16 protein-coding genes, 1 pseudogene and 1 riboswitch are annotated in these 13,701 nt (G+C 72.7%); of the genes and pseudogenes, 14 read left to right on the top strand and 3 right to left on the bottom strand.

Annotated features, from left to right (window positions below; all coding sequences use genetic code 11):
- Positions 1-68: 68 nt before the first annotated feature.
- On the bottom strand, positions 69-239 hold the full coding sequence (locus ACFU9E_RS12065; protein WP_380684983.1) for an FxLD family lanthipeptide: 171 nt from the start codon (positions 237-239) through the stop codon (positions 69-71).
- Positions 240-344: 105 nt separating this feature from the next.
- Positions 345-1,181, bottom strand: coding sequence for a TauD/TfdA family dioxygenase (locus tag ACFU9E_RS12060; protein ID WP_380684984.1), 837 nt, complete (start codon positions 1,179-1,181; stop codon positions 345-347).
- Between the two features lie 177 nt (positions 1,182-1,358).
- Between ACFU9E_RS12060 and ACFU9E_RS12055 the strand changes: the two genes are divergently transcribed.
- From ACFU9E_RS12055 to ACFU9E_RS12000, 12 genes are all read left to right on the top strand, one after another.
- Positions 1,359-1,790, top strand: coding sequence for an NUDIX domain-containing protein (locus tag ACFU9E_RS12055; protein ID WP_380684985.1), 432 nt, complete (start codon positions 1,359-1,361; stop codon positions 1,788-1,790).
- Between the two features lie 3 nt (positions 1,791-1,793).
- On the top strand, positions 1,794-2,942 hold the full coding sequence (locus ACFU9E_RS12050) for a helix-turn-helix domain-containing protein (RefSeq protein ID WP_380684986.1): 1,149 nt from the start codon (positions 1,794-1,796) through the stop codon (positions 2,940-2,942).
- A gap of 681 nt (positions 2,943-3,623) precedes the next feature.
- A complete protein-coding gene (locus ACFU9E_RS12045) occupies positions 3,624-4,484 on the top strand; it encodes a Scr1 family TA system antitoxin-like transcriptional regulator (protein WP_380684987.1) in 861 nt (286 codons plus the stop codon).
- The gene (locus ACFU9E_RS12040; RefSeq protein ID WP_380684988.1) at positions 4,481-4,711 is read left to right on the top strand and encodes a DUF397 domain-containing protein; all 231 of its coding nucleotides are present in this window, start codon (positions 4,481-4,483) and stop codon (positions 4,709-4,711) included. Before ACFU9E_RS12045 ends, ACFU9E_RS12040 begins: the two co-directional genes overlap by 4 nt.
- Before the next feature lie 126 nt (positions 4,712-4,837).
- Positions 4,838-6,043 (top strand): helix-turn-helix domain-containing protein, encoded by a 1,206-nt coding sequence (locus ACFU9E_RS12035; protein ID WP_380684990.1) that lies wholly within the window; start codon positions 4,838-4,840, stop codon positions 6,041-6,043.
- Positions 6,044-6,114: 71 nt separating this feature from the next.
- Complete coding sequence (locus ACFU9E_RS12030) at positions 6,115-6,714, top strand: HAD family hydrolase (RefSeq protein ID WP_380684991.1); 600 nt, start codon at positions 6,115-6,117, stop codon at positions 6,712-6,714.
- Positions 6,715-6,837: 123 nt separating this feature from the next.
- Entirely contained in the window at positions 6,838-7,302 is a 465-nt protein-coding gene (locus tag ACFU9E_RS12025; RefSeq protein WP_380684992.1) for a hypothetical protein, read from the top strand.
- Between the two features lie 62 nt (positions 7,303-7,364).
- Positions 7,365-7,757 carry a hypothetical protein gene (locus ACFU9E_RS12020; protein WP_380684993.1) on the top strand — a complete coding sequence of 131 codons (393 nt, stop codon included), beginning with the start codon at positions 7,365-7,367 and terminating at the stop codon, positions 7,755-7,757.
- The gene (locus ACFU9E_RS12015) at positions 7,754-9,214 is read left to right on the top strand and encodes a hypothetical protein (protein WP_380684994.1); all 1,461 of its coding nucleotides are present in this window, start codon (positions 7,754-7,756) and stop codon (positions 9,212-9,214) included. Before ACFU9E_RS12020 ends, ACFU9E_RS12015 begins: the two co-directional genes overlap by 4 nt.
- A 58-nt stretch (positions 9,215-9,272) precedes the next feature.
- Complete coding sequence (locus ACFU9E_RS12010) at positions 9,273-9,797, top strand: LuxR C-terminal-related transcriptional regulator (protein ID WP_380684996.1); 525 nt, start codon at positions 9,273-9,275, stop codon at positions 9,795-9,797.
- Positions 9,797-10,060, top strand: coding sequence for a hypothetical protein (locus tag ACFU9E_RS12005; protein ID WP_380684997.1), 264 nt, complete (start codon positions 9,797-9,799; stop codon positions 10,058-10,060). The genes ACFU9E_RS12010 and ACFU9E_RS12005 overlap by 1 nt, the downstream gene beginning before the upstream one ends.
- Entirely contained in the window at positions 10,057-11,139 is a 1,083-nt protein-coding gene (locus ACFU9E_RS12000) for a hypothetical protein (protein WP_380684998.1), read from the top strand. The genes ACFU9E_RS12005 and ACFU9E_RS12000 overlap by 4 nt, the downstream gene beginning before the upstream one ends.
- Positions 11,140-11,272: 133 nt before the next feature.
- On the opposite strand, the gene ACFU9E_RS11995 is transcribed toward ACFU9E_RS12000, so the two are convergent.
- Entirely contained in the window at positions 11,273-12,094 is an 822-nt protein-coding gene (locus tag ACFU9E_RS11995) for an IclR family transcriptional regulator C-terminal domain-containing protein (RefSeq protein WP_380690416.1), read from the bottom strand.
- A gap of 22 nt (positions 12,095-12,116) precedes the next feature.
- On the opposite strand from ACFU9E_RS11995, the pseudogene ACFU9E_RS11990 reads away from it, so the two are divergent.
- Positions 12,117-12,224 (top strand): annotated as a pseudogene (locus ACFU9E_RS11990) (enoyl-CoA hydratase); the annotation flags it as partial.
- Between the two features lie 164 nt (positions 12,225-12,388).
- A riboswitch (cobalamin riboswitch) is annotated at positions 12,389-12,518 on the top strand.
- Between the two features lie 100 nt (positions 12,519-12,618).
- Entirely contained in the window at positions 12,619-13,680 is a 1,062-nt protein-coding gene (locus tag ACFU9E_RS11985) for a prenyltransferase/squalene oxidase repeat-containing protein (protein ID WP_380714947.1), read from the top strand.
- Positions 13,681-13,701 lie beyond the last annotated feature (21 nt).

The following is a 13,701-nucleotide window of genomic DNA, read 5'->3' as shown; positions in this document are numbered from 1 at the left end:
CTCAGGCTTCAGGGGCAGGGCGGGGGCCGGTTCCCCGGGAGCACGTCCCGGGGAACCGGTCGCAGGCGTCAGTGCAGGCCGGTGGTGCAGGCGCCGCAGGTGCTGCCGCAGCCGTCGTCGGTGAGGGTCTGCAGGCTGGCCGCGTCGGTGGTCTCGACGGTGCTGACGTCGAGGTCGAACTCGTCGCCGACGACGACGGCCGCGGCGGCCTTGGTCTCGGCCTGGATCGTCTGAGCCATGGTGGCTCCTCCTTCGGAGTTTCCCTTGCGGGACCTGGGGCCGGGGCGCGGGATGCGCCCCGCATCACCAGGAGTCGGTGGTGCGGCGGTGCCGCGTTTCGGTGGTCAGCCGCTCAGCGGGAGCGGGTCGTTTGGAGTGCTTGCGAGGCGGGCTACCGCTGACGGGTCGGTGGACCACGGCTGGAGGAAGCCGGGCCCGAGGCCGAGCGCCGGGTGCGGTTCGCCGAGCGCGCGCAGTAGCAGCCGCTCGCCGGAGAAGGCGGTGCGCCCGTGCAGCAAGCGATGGTTGTCCAGCACGACGCCCTGACCAGGGGAAAGACGCAGCCGATGGGTGCTCCGGTCGATGGCTCGACGGAGAGCGGGCAGGTGTGCCTCGGCGTCGGGCGAGAACCTGGCGAGGCCGTCCTGTCGCAGCCTCAGTTGCCAGCGGCCGGCAGGCAGCTGCTGAAGTACGGGTGCGAAGCGGCCGCCCGATCCGCCGAAGTAGGCGGCGCGTTCCGCGGAGAGCGCCTCGATGGCGGCGGGGCTGTGCGAGGCAAGTTCGGCGAGCACGGTCCGGGCATCGACCAGCAGGTTCTCGCCCCCCGCGTCACCGGCCCGTGCGCACGCCAACAGGAGCAGGCGGGGCGGTTCCGGGTGCTGCGCGCACTCGGTGTGCACGGCCAAGGCGCCGCGACCCAGGCCCGCGAAGCCGGCCCGCCCGGCATGGCGGCCGGTGTCGCGGATGACGGTCAGCCCGTCCGGATCCGCATCCCGGTGCTGCCACAGCGAGGACATCAGCCATCCGGCCGCGAGCAGCACGTCGTCGCGTCCGCCGAGCCTGGCGAGCCTCAGCAGTCCGTACTCGCGCAGCATCGCTCCGGCCCGCTCGCGCGCTGCTCCGTCGAGCACGCTCGCGGTGAACTCCCCGCGGCTGGTGCCGTTGATGTCGGAAGACGGCATAGTGGATCTCCCTCGTGAGGCCGAGTGGATGGGAGGCGACACACTCTCCACGCCGGATCGGCCCGATGGAAAGTGACAGATTGTCAAAGCCAGATCGCGCAGCAGCAGGCCGTGTCGCCGCCGTGCGACTGCTACCGTCGACAGGCCCGTGCCAGCCCACGCGCCCCGGAAGAAGCGATGACCGGACAGACAGAACAGCCCTACGTGCCACCGGCTTTCCCGATCTCGATCAAGGGCGTCGTGCTCGATCCGCAAGGCCGGGTACTGCTGCTGAAGAACGAGCGCCAGGAGTGGGAACTGCCCGGCGGGAAGCTGGAAGGGACGGAGACTCCCGAGGAGCGGGTGGTCACGGAGATCCAGGAGGAGAGCGGCTGGACGGCCGCTGCCGGCCCGCTGCTGGACGTGTGGATGTACGAGCCGATCCCCGGCCGCAAGGTCTTCATCGTCACCTACGGCTGCACCGCCACCGACGCACACCGGGCCCCGGTCGTCAGCCACGAGCACAAGGAGGCCGGCCTCTTCCACCGCGACGAGGTGCCCGGCCTGGTCATGCCGCACGGCTACAAGGACTCCGTCGCCCGCTGGTACCAGTTGCAGGACCGGGCCTGACCCGTGACCCGGATCGACCCCGACGGCGGGATCCGATGGCACTGGACCACCCCCAGGGCCCAGGACATCCTGCGCCGCCGAGCCCTGCCCGAGATCCTGCAGCTCTACCGCGAACTCCACGGCCTGCCGCAGCAGGAACTCGCCGACCTCCTCGGCTACTCCACCAGCTATGTCTCCCGCATCGAAACCGGCTCGCGCACCATCACCGACATCGGCGCCCTGCACCACATCGCCGAACGCCTCGGTCTGCCTCCGCATTGCCTCGGCATCACCGACCAGGCCGACGGAGACCACCAACTCGTGATCCAGCTCGCCGACTCCGTGTTGCGCCTGGCCGAGATCGCCCGCCAGGCCGGCCAGGCCACCACCGCTGTTGCAGAGTTGTGGCCCCTGGTCGCCCGCCTGGAGGCCCGGACCGCCGATGGCCACGCCGATCTCGAAACGCTCCGCCTCCTCGCCCGTTCCAGGATCGGCCTCGGCGTTGCCCTCGGCCACGTGCTGCCGGAGGAGCGACTGGCTACGGCGGCCCGCTGGACCGGCAAGGGTCTCAACATCGCCCGCCGCCTGGGCGATCCGGCCCTGCACGCCCACGCCCTGCGCCACCATGGCAACGAGCTGCGCAAGTCCGGCTTCCTCCTTCGTGCCGTGGACCGGCTCGAACAGGCTCGCGACACCGCCCGCACCGCGACCGAGCGCGCCGAGGCGGTTGTGCTGCTCGCCCGGGCTGCCGGAGCGGCCGGGAACGGCATCGCCTTTGACAGGGCGGTCGAGGACGGTCGCCGGCTCCTCGGTGAGGCGGCGCCCACGGCCCTTTTCTCCGAGTTCACCCTTCACGAGGTCCGTCTTCGCGGCCTCATGGGCACCGGCCGGGTCGCGGAGGCGGTCCGGCAACTCGACCAGGGGCCGGCCGCAGGACTTGGTGCGACCTCGCAGTGGCGGATCATCGCGGCGATCACCGGCGGCGAGGTGCTGCTCAGGAGAGGCGACGTGACCGGCGCCGCGCAGCAGCTGACCGTTGCAGTCGACGGGGCGACGCTTCACCGGCTGCCGCACCAGCTTCAGCGTGTCGTACGGGCAGGCGCTCGCCTGCCCGAGGTGCGGGCGCGGGCGGACGGCGCTCTGGCGCGGCTGAGGGCCGAGATAGCGGCCTGACACTCTGCAGAGGGCGGTGATGGCAACTGGTGCGCAGGCCGAACCAGCTGGTTCTCGTAACGCCCATGCGGTATCCGGGGCGAGGGCGCGCGGGGCCGTGGTCATTTGGCCACCTCGCTTGTGGGAGACGGCGTGGTCGAGGGCCCCGGCGCCGGGATGATCCCGGATACGGCGGCGCTCCCCCGGCCGCCGTGGCGTCGTCCTGCAGACGCCTCGCCCAGGGCAGTTTCGCGGCTGGCGATGGACGCAGCCAGCGCGTCCAGGCTGTCGGTTCCGGTGATCAGCCCGTGCTCCAGCGCGTGGCGAACGGCCTTCATCGGGCATCGATCAACCTCACATGGTCGGGAGTCGTGGTCTGGAGCTCGCTGAACAGCGGATCCAACCCCTGGGCCAGCCGACGAGGCGGCGCCGGGGGCAACGGAGCGTCATGCATTCCTCACGGCGCCATTTCCGGCAGGTGGGTGCGACCGGGGCGGCCGTGGGTGCAGAACCCGCCATTGCATTCCGTGTCCGTTGGAGCACTCTGCGCTGGCGCGGGATTCGATGATGGGCCGCCCGTGGCGGAGAGGCAAGGGAATCGGGTAGGAAAACCTTTCCTTCTGGCGATCTGTCATATGCGCACGGTGGCTGGGGCACTACGCTTTCCCGGGGAAGCTGCGGTTCCGGACTTCAGGAGGTGCGATGCCCGTCGATCCGACCCCGCGCCGAAGGCGCCTGGGGGCTGAGATCCGGCGCGCCCGCGAGGCGCTGGGGTGGAGCCTGGAGGAGGCCGCCCAGCGGCTCGGCTACAAGGCGCTGTCGACCGTCAGCAAGATCGAAAATGGGACGCAGGGAGTCAAGCTCCAAGCCCTCGCGCACTTCTTCGAGGTCCTTCAGGTCCACGACGAGGCCCGGCGTGAACAGTGGCGCGAGCTGGTCCGACGCGCCGGCGAACCGGACTGGCACCAGCGCTACCAGGGCGTGGTCGAGGACCCCCTCAGCGACTACCTGACCGAGATCGAAGAAGCCCTCGACCTGTTCCACTGGAACTCGGGTGCCCTGCACGGCCTCCTCCAGATTCCCGCCTATGAGCGGGCGATCGTGGAAGGCAGCCGGGCCTGGACCACCGCTGAGGACATCGAACGCTTCATCGCCATGCGCGCCGAGCACCGGCAGGCCATGGCCGAGCGCCAACCGCCCCTGAAGATCTGGTCCGTGATCCCCGAAGGGCTTCTGCGGCAGGAGGTCGGCGGCCGGGCGGTCGCCAGGGCTCAGATCGATCACCTCATCGAGCTGCTGAAGAGTGATCCGAACACCACGATCCAGGTCCTGCCGCTGAGCGCCGGCGCGCACGCGGGCATGGACGGATCGTTCATGCTGATGTCGTTCGCCACCGGTGGCGACACGGTCACCATCGAGGCGACTCGCACACGGCTCCACCTGACCGACCCGGAGTCGGTGGGGGTCTACCGCACCACCAGCCAGCACCTGAAGTCCGATGCCCTCGGTCAGAAGGCATCGTTGTCCCTGCTCAAGACGATCGCCAAGGAACTCGCGTCATGAACAAGAACGACCTCGACCCCGCCTGGCTCGACGAGCAACTCGCCGGAGCCGAGTGGCAGACCGCCAGCAGCGGCGGAACCAACTGCGTAGAGGTCGCCTTCCTCGACAACGCCATCGTGGCGATCCGAGACTCCAAGAACAGGCACAAGCCGCCGCACATCTTCGACGACGCCGAGTACGACGCCTTCGTCGCCGGCATCGTGCGCGGCGACCTCCGCCGGCGCTGAACGTGTGACTCTGCATTGAGCAACACCACCTCTTCGCGTACCGCGTCGCAGGTGACACCGCGGTCCGGTCGCCAGCCCGCACGGGGGCGACCGGACCGTGTGCCGTTCCAGTCGAGGGGGAGACCAGTGAGTCAATGGCAGGACTTCACCACCGGTGAGCGGATCAAGATGCTCCGGGGCAAGGAGGTGACCCAGGAGGCTCTCGCGGCACGCAGTGGCCTGTCCTTGCACACGATCCAGAAGGCGGAGCAGGGCGGGAACGTGTCGCTGCCGACGCTGTTGCGGCTGGCGGAGGCGCTGCACTCCGACGTGTCGGTGATCCTCGGTCAGCAGGCTCCGCGGCGCGGGATGGGCCGGGACGACCGTGCGATGCTTCGTGAGCTGTCCCGTACGGTCCACGACACCGCCGCAGGCGTGCTGGCCGACCCCGCCGAGGGTTCCGCGCCGGGGGCGGCCGATCTCGCCGAGGCCGCCGAGCGGTTGTGGCGGGTCTACTGGCGCGGGGCGTACACCGAGGCCGGTGTCCTCGCGGCGCCGTTCCTGCGGTCGGTGGCGTTGTACGCCCAGGGGGCGCCGGCTGGCCAGGAGGCCGCCGCGAGCGCCCTGCTCTCCGACGCCTACCGAGCGGCCGGGCTGATCGCGAACTTCCTCGGCGCGCGCGATCTCGCGTACGCGGCCGTCGGTCACGCCCTCCGACACGCGGAGCTCGCCGCCGATCCGGTGCGGGTGTCGATGCTGGGATCCGCACGAGCGCGTGTGCTGCTGCGGGACGCGCGCGTGGAGCAGGCGCTTCGGGAGGCCGAGGCGGCGGCGGTACGCGCCGAGCCGAGGTTCTCCGAGCAGGGGGCCGGGCTGCTGGCGGCGTACGGAAAGAACATCGTCTTCGCGGCGGTCGCCGCGTCCAGGCTCGGGGACTCTGACCGGGCGGCGGACCTGCTCTCCCAGGCCCACGCGGTCGCTGCCCGGCTGGGGCGCGACGTCTTCGGGAACGGGCTGCAGTTCGGTCCGTCCTACGCGGGGGCCCAGGCCGTGGGGATCAACGTCACCCTCGGGAACGCCGGCCGGGCGCTGGACCTCTCCCGCCGGTTCGACCCGTCCGGCCTGACGCAGGCCGCGCACAACCGGATGCAGCTCGATGTCGCGCTGGCACAGTGCGACGCGCGGTTGTGGGACGTCTCGCTGGACACGCTGCTGGAGGTCTGCTCGGCCCATCCCGAGTGGGCCACGCACCAGGCCATCCCGGGGGTCATCATCCAGCGGGCCGGACGCGCCGGGGCCTCCAGGATCCGGAAGTTGTCTGGGATCCTGGGGATCTCTCCCACCGGCCGGTGAGGGTGAGCCCGACCCGTCTGCTTGGAGTGCGTGTGTCCTACCGCGGCCTGATACTCGACTTCGCGGGAGTGATGACCACTCCGATCGGCCAGTCCTCGCAGGCGTGGTGCGTCGGCGAGGGCCTTCCCGCCGACGCCTGGCGGCGCACGCTGGAGGACGATCCGGCGGGGCGGGCGCTGTACGTGGAACTGGAGCTGGGGCGGATGCCGCAGGCCGAGTGGAACTGGCGGACCGCGGCGCTCCTGGGGGTGCCCGGCGACAACCTGATGGGGCGCGTCCACAGCGGGGTGCGCGCCGTGGCACAGATGGTGGAGCTGGCGGAGCGGGCCCGGGCCGCCGGGATCATCGTCGCCCTGCTGTCGAACTCCTACGGCGTCGACCCGTACAACCCGTACACGGCGACCGGGGTCTGGGACCTCTTCGACGTGCGGGTCATCAGCGGGACGGAGGGCGTCGCGAAGCCCGATCCGGCGATCTACCGGCGGACGCTGGAGCGTATGGGCCTGGCCGGCTCCGACTGCGTGTTCGTGGACGACCACCGCCCCAACCTGGCACCCGCCGAGGCGCTGGGGATCACCACGGTGTTCGCCGACGGGCCTGGCACGGCAGGCCGGGTGGCGCGGCTGTTGAACCTGGACCCCGTCGAGCCGTGCTCAGCGGCCTCTGTCTGACAGCGCGGCAGGCCCGGCGCAGCGTGAACTCCTACGCGCCGTACGAGTTCGACCTGCCGCGACCTTCCGAAGTCGTACGATGCGCGGGTTCGCTGAAAGCGACGTCGGCGTGACAGTAGTGACATGCCTTCGGACGTACCTCGATCGCCGGGCCGGGTGCCCATAGCGGTCTACATCGCCTCGCCCGGCGGAGACCCGGGCGGTGTGCTGGAGACCCATTGCCGCCAGTACGCGGAGACTCGCGAGTGGGTGGTGGCCGTTGTGTTCACGGACTCGGGGCCGCTGCCCGCACTGGAGGAGCGGGCGGGCTGGCGCGCAGTACAGAACGCCCTGGAGACCGGGGCCGCGCGGGGCGTCGTGATGTGGACGCGCTCGATGGTGGTCGACAGCGCCGAGGCGTGGGAGCGCCTGGCGGTGCTCCTCGGCGAGCTGGGCTGGTTCCTGGCGGCGGGAGCGATCGACACCCCCGGTCAGCCCCTCTACGGCCGCGGCGGAGAGCAGGCGCCCGGCGGCGGCCCGGTCGCCTTCCGCGCAGCGGCCGGCGGTCTCTCCGATCCGGAACTTCTGGGTGGGGCCCGCAGTCCGTGATCGCTGACCGCGCCAGGTCCTCCCCTCGCCGTTACCCCTCACCTTCTGGCCAAGGAGCCAACGTGAAGTCGTATCCGCAACCACCGTTCCTCGGCGCTCTGGTGACCGGCACCGCCGGTGCCGTCGCCGCCATCCATGTCAGCCCCGAGGGGCTCGTCGTGGGAACGTCGCCCGGCATCGGCACCGACGACGCCGACCGCTGGGCGGCCGCGATGTCGGCGTTGGGCGCGGTGAGCATCAACAGCGTCGCCACCGTCGGAGTGCTCACCTCGGGCGAGTACCCGTGGGGCCACAGCGTGATCGAGGACCGGTTCGGCCAGACCCTCACGCTGGTCGGGGCGCCCGACCGGTCCATGCTCGCCGTGGTCGGCGCCAAGGGCGCGGACCTGGGACAGATCGCCGCGCAGCTCATCGAACTCGCGGACCACGGCCTGACCGCAGCGGCGGCGGCGTGAGCACGGCGTCGGCGGACCGGAGAGGCTCGGCCCGCCCGCTGCCGTTGCCCGACGTCCTGGCCGCCCCTCACTTCCCCGACGCGGACAGCCCCGGCATGGCCGGGCTCGCGGCCTACCTCGCCCGGCGCGACTCCCGGGTGACGATCGAACCGCGGCCGGACGGCCACCGCAGCGATCTGCTCCGGCACCTCGACCGCACCGGTGCGGTGCTCCAACCCGTGGACCAGCGAACGACGAGCCTGATCTGGGGCGGGGACAACGCGGCCGTGCCGCAGATCCTGGACCTCGCGAGCGGCCGGGGCCTGCCGACGATGGGCCACTGCCGGGCGATGGAGTTGCTCGCTGCCACCGCGCCCACCGTCGTCGCCGTCGCGGGCAGCCACAGCACCGCGACGGCCGCAGCCGCCCTGACCTGCGCGCTCACCGTCCGCGACCCGGGCTGGATCCTCAACGCCGCTCCGCGAGGCGACGCCCCTGGCTACGACGGCGGCGGCGAGGTCCTGGTCGTCGACCTCTGCCCGGACACCGCGCTCCACGAAGCCGCCGCGCCCGGGCGGGACCACCACGCCCTCGGGGAGGGGCTCCGGCGGGCGGTCACGCTGGTCACCGCGGTCGACGCGACACCGCCGGCGGTCGCGACCCTGGAGAACGCGCTGGACGAGATCGAGGCCCTCGCCCGCCGCAGCGAGAGCGTGGTGGTGTGGTCCAGCCAGCCGGGCTGCGCCGAGCTGCTGGAACGGCTGCGCCGAACGCCGGGCCCCAGGGTGGTGACGGTCGGCCGGGGCGACGGCATGGACGTGCAGGTCCTCAGGGCACTGTGGAGCGGTGAGGACCACCGGATCACCCTTCAGGCCGACGGCGAGCGGTTCGCCGTCACGGTGCCCGTCACTGGCACCCACGATGCTCTCGGCGTCGCGGCGGCGTTCGCGGCAGGCTGGGCGCTCGGGCTGTCCGGCACGGACCTGGCCGACGGGCTGGGGGCGTTCCCGGGCGTCGAGCGGTCGCTGACCTGCCTGGGCACGGTCGGCGGTGTCGCCGTGGCGGAGTCCTACGCCCAGCACCCGGACGAGATCGCCGCCGCCATTCAAGGCGCCTGGATGCTCACCGAGGGCGCGGTGATCGCGGTGTACGAACCGGTCGGTCACCTGCGCACCGAAGCGCTCGCCGAACGGATCGCCGACGCCTTGCGCGGGGCCAACCGCACCGTGGTGCTGCCCGTCCACTCGACCCTGTCCCGCTCCCAGTGTCACGCCGACGGCATCGAGGCCCTCGCCCGAGCGGACTTCGGCGGCACCCTGGTGATCCCCGGCCCCGGTCCGTGCCGGCCCGGTCCCGCGGTCGTGGCCGCATCCCTCGCCCGCCGCGGCGATCTGATCCTCACCATCGGCCCGCACGCCGCCCCCCGGATCGGCCCCGAGCTGCTGGCCGCGCTCGGCCTTCCCCGCTTGGCCCCGTAGCCAGGCCCCGATCCCTCCCCCTCTCCCTCCGTTCGATTTCATCGCGAGGAGCTTCACCATGCCCGATTCCCTGCCCGACAAGCCGAAACTGTCCGAGACCGAGGTCCTGCTGCTGCGCCAGGTGGCCGGCGGCCACCTGCACGCCGCGGTCAGCCGCGCCACCGGCATCCCCGAGGCGAAGGTCGGCGATGCCGTCACGGCGCTGACCTTCAAGCTCGGAACGTCGGACCGCCACCACGCCGCCGCCCTCGGTGTCGGCTGGGGATGGGTCCGGACCGAGGACGTGCCGGTCCTCAACCCCAGCGGCCTGCCGCTGCCCCGGCGCCACCGGGAGGTGCTCGCCGCCCTGGTCGGCGGGGAGGACCCGAAGGCGACCGCGAAGCGGCTCCACCTGACGACGGGCACCGTCAAGACGTATGTCCAGGACATCCTCCGCACCCTGGGCGTCCGTTCCCGGCCGCAGGCCGCCGCGCGCGCCCTCCTGACCGGCCTCGTGCCGCTGAGCGCGCTCGGCGACGGCTGGCCGAACACCAGGCTCGGCCGCCCGAGCGATCGGACCGCGCGGCCGGCCGGGACGACCTGATGCTCCACCGTGCCCGATTCTTCCCAGTCCTGCTCGCCGGGGCGGCCAGTCTGCTGCTGGCACTGGCCGGCGGAGCGGCGACGGTGGCGGCACTGCACTACGAGCAGGCGGAGCACGGACTCGTGGTGCTGGCGGGCACCGCCTACGCGCTCGGCCTGGTCCTGCTGCTGGTGGCCGGTCTGGTTATGGATGAGGGCTCCGCCTTCCGCGCTGTGATCCCGAACGGTCACCCGTGCGCGTGTGGAGCTTGGCCGGAGGCATGACGAACCTCCTGATCCGTGCCGCCGACGGTCCGCTGCCACGTCGCGTCCTCGGTTGGGCCTGCCCGCACTGCGGCGAGCGCCTTGCCCTGACCTGGGACCAGCAACAGGCGCTGGCGCTCGTTGCCCGTGGGGTGTCTGCCTACGGGATCGCCCGCCGACTTGGACTCGGCGTCGCGAGCCCGAACGAGACCGCCGCCGACGAGCTGGTGGCCCAGGCCCTGGACAACCTGGGAGCGACAAGCCGCGCCCAAGGCATCGACATCGCACACCGGGCGATGCTCCTGGCGGCCCCGGTCCGGCCCGGGTTCCTCAACCGCGACCTGACCGAGGTCGAACGCGAGATCGTGGGGCGTCTCGTCCTCGGCCACAGCCTCACCGAGACCATCGCCCTCCTGGGGCTCACACGCGGGAAGATCGTCTACGTCCTCGGTCGGCTCGGCACCGAGCTGGGAATCCCCGAAGGTCCGGGCCGTACCGTGATGACCGTCCACCACCTGCACGGGGCCCGGCTGCTGCCCGACGGCCACCCCTGTCGGTGCCGGGCCGCTCCGGACGGGGCCGTCGAACGCTGGGTCCGCGGGACCGCCTGTCCCGCGTGCCGGGTGCGACCGGTGCTGGCCACCACCGACCACACCGTCCTCGGTCTGCTCGCCACCGGCATGACGGACCAGGAGGTCGGCCGGCACTACGACACCACGAGAACCGGTGGAACCCGGCGGGTCCGGAAGGCGCTCGGGGCTCTGGGCGTGGCCACCCGTGTGCAGGCGGTCGACATCGGTTGCCGTACCCGGCTCCTGACACCACCGACGGATCCGCGCGATGCCCACGGGCTCGTCAAGCCCCAGGACCTGGACGTCATGGCGGAACTCGTCCGCGGCTACACCCTCGCGGACCTCGCCGAGCACGGCGGCCCGAGCCACCGTGCCCTCAAGTCGCAGATGACCCGCTTCTACGCCCGGCTGGGTGCGGGCATGGCCCCCTCTTCGCCCGGCTTGGCCGTGCACATGCTGCACGGCCTGGGCGTCCTCCCGCGCTCGCACCCTTGTGAGTGCGCTCTTCCTGCCCTTGCGGCGGCTTGAGTTCAGGGCGGCAGGTCAGGCCGGTGCATCGGCCGGGTGGCCTGCGTCCTGGCGGACTTGCGGCCCCAGGCCTTGGCGCTGCCGCCCGATGCTGGTCACGGGCGGCAGCGCCAAGGCCTGCACGTGCTGCGCGCTACATGGTGGCCGGGAGCGGGCTGGTGGTCAGTTCGCTGATGTTCTCGGCGGCTTTGAGGGTGTGGAAGATCAGCGGGCGCAGGTCGGTGGGCATCTCGGTGGAGCGCTTGAGCATGAGGACGGCTCCCATGATGGAGTCGTGCCAGTGGACAGGGGCGGCGACGGAGTCCCAGCCGGGCATGCATTCCTGGCGGCCGACGCCGAAGCCGAGGCGGCGGATCTCGTCGGGGGAGGTGGTGAGGGCGTCGTTGTCGCGGATGACGCCCGGGCCGGCGGTGGGCGGGATCTCTTCGGCGAGGACGAGGTCCTGGATGGTCTGCGGGAGGTAGGCGAGGATGACGCGTCCGGAGGCGCCGGTGCGCAGGGAGCGGGAGACGGAGACGACGTCCTCGGCGGTCATGCCGACCTCGGCGGGGTCGGTGTCGCCGATGGCGTAGTCGGTGCACAGGCGCTTCGCGCCGCCGAAGGGGGAGAGGACGTAGAGCAGGGCGAGGCCGCCGGTGGCCTGGTGGAGGCGTTCGAGGATGCCGTGGGTGGAGGCGGCGCCGGGGGAGTGGGCCATGGCCTGGACGCCGGCGCGGGCGGTGCCGGTGCCGAGGCGGTAGCGGCCTCGGCCGACCTGTTCGAAGACGCCGTCGCCGACTCCTGTCTGCAGGATGCGGTGGGTGGTGGCGTCGTCGAGGCCGGCGGCGCCGGCGATGGCGCGCAGCGGGTGCACGTCGCCGGGCAAGCGGGCGAAGGCCTGTTGCACGGCGAACGCGCGGGCCGCGAGGGAGGACGGCGGTTTGCTCGGTGCGTCGCTCGGGCGCTGCCCGGGCACGGCATCGATCGCGGGTGCGGTAGTCCGCTTCGAGTGCCGCCTCTTCCACGCCACGTTCGCCACCGCCGACCAGAAGGAGGGCATGGCCGCCTTCGCCGAGAAGCGCCCCGCGCGGTTCGAGCACCGCTGACGCGGGCGGTGGCGCGGCAGCCCGGCTCCGGGGTGCCGCGCCCCGCCGTCCGCGGATCCGCCGCAGACACCCGCGCGGCTTCCGCAGTCGGTCGCCGACGACCCGGCCGGCAGCCCGACGATGTGACGCACGGGACCTTGACCCGCCCTTCCGCGCGTCGCCATGATGAGCCGTCAAGTTCTGACTCCGCCGTCGGGGGAAGCCGGTCCGAATCCGGCGCTGACCCGCAACGGTAGGCCGTCGACCCGGTGTCGGCGGCGAGCCCGAGTACCCGTCGGCGGAGGTGTGTCGTTCCCTCCTCCCGTCGTGGTCTGCGGGCCGGAGCTCCGAGGGCTGCCCGGGTCCGTGCCGGCGCCCCTCCGGGCCCCTGCGTCCAGGCCCGGAAAGGATCCTCGTGACCGCGCTCCGCCGCACCCTCGGCCTCCTCGCGATACCGGCCCTCGCCTTCGCCGGCGCCCTCCCGGCGGCCGCCGCACCGGCCGGCGTGGACTCGCCCACGATCCGTCCGGACGCCGCCGCGTCCGGCTGGCTGGCCCGCCAGCTCGTCGACGGCGACCACTTCGAGTCCGTCTTCGACGGCACCGCCTACCCCGACCAGGGCCTGACCATCGACGCGGTGCTGGCCTTCGCCGCCGCCCGCAGCTCGGACACCGCCGCCGCCAAGGCGACCGCCTGGCTGGCGCAGCCCGCGATCCTCACCGGCTACCTCGGCGACGGCACCACCGAGGCCTACGCGGGGGCCACCGCCAAGCTGCTGCTCGCCGCCGAGGTCCGCGGCGCGGACCCGACCTCCTTCGGCGGCGTCGACCTGCCCGCCCGGCTGCGCTCGCTCCAGGCCCCGAGCGGCCGCTTCTCCGACCGCTCCCAGTGGGGCGACTACAGCAACGCCTTCGGCCAGTCGCTCGCCCTGATCGCCCTGCACCGCACGCCCGGCGGCGCCCCGGCCGCCGCCGTCGACTTCCTGGCCGACAGCCAGTGCGCGGACGGCGGCTTCCCGGTCTCCTTCGGCCAGACCACCTGCGCGAGCGACACGGACGCCACCGCCCTCGCCGTCCAGGCCCTCGCCGCCACCGGCCGCGCGGCCAAGGCGGCCGCCGGACTCGGCTGGCTGACCGCCCACCAGAACGCCGACGGTGGCTTCGCGGCCGCCGGGGCCGCCACGTCCAACGCCAACTCCACCGGTCTCGCGACCCAGGCGCTGCTCTCCAACGCCCGCTTCGGCGCGGGACTCAAGGGCTGGAGCCGGCTGGTCAAGTTCCAGCAGCGCTGCGACGCCGACCCGGCCGTGCGCGGCGCGATCGCCTACGACGCCTCCGGCTTCAACCCCGGCAACGCCGCCCGGGCGACCGGCCAGGCCGTCCTCGGCCTGGCCGGCACCCCGCTGGCCACCCTCTCCGCCGCCGGGGCGCGCCCGGACGCGCCCACCCTGGCCTGCCCCGCTCCCGCCACCCCCTGACCACCCGCGACCGCACGAGGA

The organism is Kitasatospora sp. NPDC057595 (assembly GCF_042800875.1).
Classification (GTDB): domain Bacteria; phylum Actinomycetota; class Actinomycetes; order Streptomycetales; family Streptomycetaceae; genus Kitasatospora.
This window is presented reverse-complemented; position numbering and strand designations above follow the sequence as displayed.